3 protein-coding genes are annotated in these 3,639 nt (G+C 56.2%); all 3 read right to left on the reverse strand.

Annotated features, from left to right (window positions below; all coding sequences use genetic code 11):
* Positions 1 to 2,252, reverse strand: a 2,252-nt coding sequence (locus F3J28_RS22220; RefSeq protein WP_166879819.1) for a TcfC E-set like domain-containing protein, incomplete at its 3' end; no start/stop codon positions are given.
* Between the two features lie 218 nt (positions 2,253 to 2,470).
* The gene (locus tag F3J28_RS22225) at positions 2,471 to 2,959 is read right to left on the reverse strand and encodes a CS1 type fimbrial major subunit (RefSeq protein ID WP_166879822.1); all 489 of its coding nucleotides are present in this window, start codon (positions 2,957 to 2,959) and stop codon (positions 2,471 to 2,473) included.
* 43 nt (positions 2,960 to 3,002) lie between these two features.
* Positions 3,003 to 3,639 (reverse strand): hypothetical protein (locus tag F3J28_RS22230; RefSeq protein ID WP_166879824.1); only part of this gene is annotated, 637 nt, incomplete at its 5' end.

A 3,639-nucleotide genomic window follows, 5' to 3' on the forward strand; every position in this document is an offset into this window, starting at 1 on the left:
GCGCGGTACTCCACCGCCAGCACCGGGTTGTTTTCATGCACTTCGAGGGTGAACAGCCCGTCGGATTCGGTGACCGTCCTGCCGGCATGATTCACCACCTGAGCACCGCCCAGGGCGTGGCCATCGCCGTCCACCAGGCGACCCATCACCGTCACCGTTTTCATCACTTTCACGGAATACGCACTGACGCCCCCGGGAATATGCTGGTAGCTCAGGTATTCAGGCTCGACTTTCAGCGCCGGGGCTTCCGTGCCGGGGAAGTCAATCTGCACCGTGCCGGGTTGCCAGGCATCGACCGGAATGAAGTTCCTGCCCGGTTTGAGCGGCACGGCACCGCCCGGATAAAGCGCCACCAGTTCGGCATTTTTATCGTCGGAGGAGACATCCACTATCATGCCGCCGCCCTGATAATTTGCCGCCTGTTTCGACATTGTGACCCGCCCGCCACCCAATGCCAGCAGGCTGCCGGTATTGAGGCCGCCGGACAGCCTGCCGTCCAGCGTTGAACTCTGCCCCCAGAACGTGCCCGCCATCACCGGCGTATCAAACTGGTTGTAGGTGCTGAACCCAGCGCCGTACCGATCCCCCGTTAAGGTGGCGGTGGTCATTTTTATCGGTCCTTTATCCCACGTCTGATTGACTGAGGCAGAGGTATACAGGTCGCGGCCGCCGCTGGTGTCCGTGCGGCTGCCGACGCTGATATTGCCGCTGCGCTTCGCGCCGCCGAGCGCAAAGCTGGCGGAGAGGCTCACGCCGCGGTTGCGTAACGAGCTGTCATTGCCGTAGGGGCGGTCAAACGCGGCCAGTCGCCAGTTAATGACATTCCCCGCCAGCGCTGTTCGGGTATTGAAGCCGACATCGGCCCCGATGCCGTTATTGCGGCTTCTGTGCGTCAGGCGGGCAGTGAGGCTGTTTTCACTGTTCAGGCGCCAGGTGGTAGAAAGTGTGCTGCTGTGCTCAAGGGACGGACGCGAGCGATAGTAGTGGTAAGGCTCGTCTTCATTGCGATACCAGCTCCGGCTGTGGCTGATCGTGACGTTTCCCCGGGCGTGGGACCATATTCCCTGGGTATCAAACCCGTGGCCGGTGAGATTGCTCCGCCAGATATTGCCGTACAGCTGCACCGGCTTTGCCGCCTGCCAGTCCAGCGAGACGCCGGCCTGCCGTTCTTGCCCAATTTTTTGCACTGCGGCCCCAACCGTCGCCATCGGATGCAGCAGGTAGTTGATGCTGGCTCCGGCCGCAAATTCACCCTCACCATTCTCTTCGCTTTTGTCACTGTTCCACAGCGTCTGCTGCTGCCCGGCGAACACGTTGTAGCGCAGGCGCTGGCCTGGAGTACGCCAGCGGGAAGGTTTATTGATGGTTTCTGTGACCCGGCTGCTCTCACGTCCGTCTTCCATGAGGCGAATTTCAACGTCATAAATACCGGCCGGCAGCGGCGCGGTATCTAACATTTGCAGGCCGGGTTCAACGGGCTGAGAATTTATCAGGGTGCCGTCGCGGTAAATTTCCGCCACGCCTTCACGGTTAGCTGACACGTAGACGGGATAAAGCGCGGGCACGTCGCCGTCCTTCAGCAGGACGTCGCTACTGCCTGCCATCATGCCGGCGAGCGTGCTGATCCCGCCTCCCGGCGTATAAGGCTGGCGCAGCAGACCCTGGCTGTCCGGCGTAAATAGCCCGGTACGGAGAAAGTGTTGCTGAAATTCACGCTGAACGTAGAGAGAGGTTATGGCATGGCGGGAAGTGCTGCCCAGGCTGTTGCTGCGGGTCTGGTCATGCTGAAACTGGCTCATTAATGTCCAGGTCCCCAGCGCGGCCTCCAGGCCCCCGTTCCAGCTCATGCTTGACTGCTGCTCGCCGCCGCTGAGGTTAAGCTGGTTATTCAGCAGCAGGCCTGAATCCCCATCTTCGGGTAAGGTATACCAGTATTTATTCGCGTCGTTTCCCGGTTGCTGCGTGAGTAAAACGAGGCGGGCATCGCTCAGGCTGTAATCCGCCGCCAGCAGCCCCGGCGGGCAGGCATGGTCACTGCACTTCCCAAGCGGAACAAAGTCAGTGAACGCCTTTAACCAGCGCTGGCGTTCGGCCGCGCTAAACTCACTGTCGCCGTTATCGGTAAAATGGATAATCCTGGCCCGGTTATCCTCCGTCACGATGATCATGGCATCGCCCAGGACCCGGTTATCTACCATAATGCGGGCTGAAAGCGGGGCATTGAAGAAATGCGCCTGAAAATCATCCGGCATAGCCGCTGCCTGGCTGGCAAGTGTCGCAGGTTGAGCCAAAACATTTACACTGCTGAAAAGCAGAAATAACGACCCTGTTAATGGACGCAAGAATCCCATAATATCAAACGCCTGAAATTTTCTTTCCGAAGAAAGAAAAGAGAAATTCCTCTCTCTTTTCTCCTCAATGCACGATTGTTCGTTAACCGAACAAACCAGTAATACTGCTGCCGCTAAAATTAAGGCGCTTCGGTATCAAACATCATGGTCACGGCCCCGATGTAGGTCCCGGCCGTTGGTTTAGTGCCAGCAGCTTTCTGGCTTACCGTCAGGGTGGCCGTTTTCTCTGTTGCGGCTTCGGAAGCGTTGTACAGCGTGACCGCTGACGCTGCGTCAATCGGCAGTGTCTGGCCGGCAATATTCACCTGGAGATCGATAGTATCCGTACCGCCGGCCGAGCTGAGCACAGGCTGCCCGGACAGATAGGCTTTAATGCTCCCGCCGGAATTTTTCATTTGCAGCTGCTGAGAAAATCCATCCAGAGAATCCGTCGCCGCATTCCATGCCATTTTTTGCGTCTGGGCATTCCAGCCGTTAACTGGCGTGACGAAGAAATCAGTAGCAGGGATCGCCGCCTCTACGTTGAAATCAACCTGCAGAGGGGCAGCGTGAACCGCCGATGCCGTCGCCAGAAGGGCACCGAGTAAAGTCATTTTTTTTGCGTACATATATCATTCCTTTTGATAATAGATAGAACAGGGTTACTTCAAATTACGAACCTGATTTCAGCGCCTTTTTTTGACTGCCTTCATTCAGCGTGTAGTGCCAGATTTTTTGCGGCACAATGTCCCGCTCCAGGCTCCGGCCGGGCCTTAATTGAATATTGACGGGTGGACTACAGTCTTTAAGTGTTGCATCGCAGGATTTCAGGTTGCTGATAACCACAGAGGCATTCCCCTTGTTGCTGATACGCAGTTTTTTACCTGTATCCGTAATTTGCGTATCGAAGCGAACATTATCGGGATGAACGGTCACAATGGTGCCAAACCCGGTGAGTACGCTGACGCTGGCGTTAATGGCATCCTGATACTTTTCAACTTCATCCTTGCTGAGCGCAAATTCATCCCTGTTTTTCGGCACGACGGGAATATAACGCACGCGATAATAAGACTCTTTATTCCGGGAGCCGGTATAGACCAGTCTGTTGGTTTGCATTCCGCCCGCAGGGATAATTAGCCGCGGCGGGGACGAAATAACCCCGGCGCCCTGCCCGTTAACAATGGCCTCATTATCAAGCGGAATTTCCTTTACCGGGCTATGCTCGTTATAAACGATTTCACTAACCTCAACGCGTACAAATGCCGTGGCATCCCCGGAGTTATAAATGCGTTTGGCGAGGGTATTTTTA

It is taken from the genome of Enterobacter sp. Ap-1006 (assembly GCF_011752835.1).
In the GTDB taxonomy this organism is placed as follows: Bacteria; Pseudomonadota; Gammaproteobacteria; order Enterobacterales; family Enterobacteriaceae; genus Cedecea.

Excerpts from the sequence above, each read along its gene's own strand:
- F3J28_RS22225 (WP_166879822.1), bottom strand. The coding sequence starts at position 2,959 with ATGTACGCAAAAAAAATGACTTTACTCGGTGCCCTTCTGGCGACGGCA.